General features: G+C 64.0%; 1 protein-coding gene. It reads left to right on the forward strand.

The genetic code is table 11. The features are described from left to right. On the forward strand, positions 1-1,030 hold a 1,030-nt coding region (locus A5744_RS22480; RefSeq protein ID WP_240563156.1), incomplete at both ends, for a condensation domain-containing protein.

Here is a 1,030-nt window from a genome sequence, read left to right on the forward strand (position 1 = left end):
ACAGGACCCACAGCGCGCTGAGTACCGCCCCGGCGGCCGGATTCAACCGAGATTGCGCCTCCACCAGCGCCTACCGCGCCCCCACCACCCCCACCGAACAAATCCTGGCCGCCATCTACGCCCACACACTCGGACACGACCACGTCAGCATCGACGACTCCTTCTTCGACCTCGGCGGAGACTCACTCTCCGCCATGCGCCTCATCGCGGCCATCAACACCACACTCGACACTGACCTCACCGTCCGCACGATCTTCGACACACCCACGGTCGCTCAGTTGGCGCCGCGCATCGGTGCGGGCGTCAGTCGGCTGCCGCGGTTGACGCCGGTTGAGCGGCCCGCGGTGGTTCCGTTGTCGTATGCGCAGAACCGGTTGTGGTTTATCGACCAGTTGCAGGGGCCCTCGCCGGTCTACAACGTCGCAGCTGCGCTGCGGTTAAGTGGGCCGCTCGATGTTGATGCATTGGCTGCGGCGCTGACCGATGTGGTGGGCCGTCATGAAAGCCTGCGCACTGTGTTCCCCACGGTCGAGGGAACACCCCGGCAGGTGGTTATTCCTGTCGAGCAGGCAGATTTTGGGTGGGACGTTGTTGATGCCAGCAGCTGGTCACCAGCCCGGCTGGCTGAGGTCATCGACGCCGCGGCACGCCATACCTTTGATCTGGCCACCGAGATCCCGCTGCGGGCAAGGCTTTTTCGCATCGTCGATGACGATCACATGCTGGTGATCGTGATGCACCATATCGCCGCGGATGGCTGGTCGCTAAGGCCGCTGACCGCTGATTTGAGTGTGGCCTATACCAGCCGGTGCGCCGGTCGGGCGCCGGGTTGGACGCCGTTGGCGGTGCAGTATGCCGATTACACGCTGTGGCAACAGGAGTGGCTGGGGGAGGAGTCTGATCCGCGCAGTGCCATTGCTCTGGAGTTGAAGTTTTGGGAGCAGGCGCTGGCCGGGATGCCTGAGCGTTTGGAGTTGCCTGTTGATCGGCCTTATCCGGTGGTGGCTGATCAGTGTGGGGCCAGTGTGGG

It is taken from the genome of Mycobacterium sp. IS-1264, assembly GCF_001954195.1.
Classification (GTDB): Bacteria; Actinomycetota; Actinomycetes; order Mycobacteriales; family Mycobacteriaceae; genus Mycobacterium.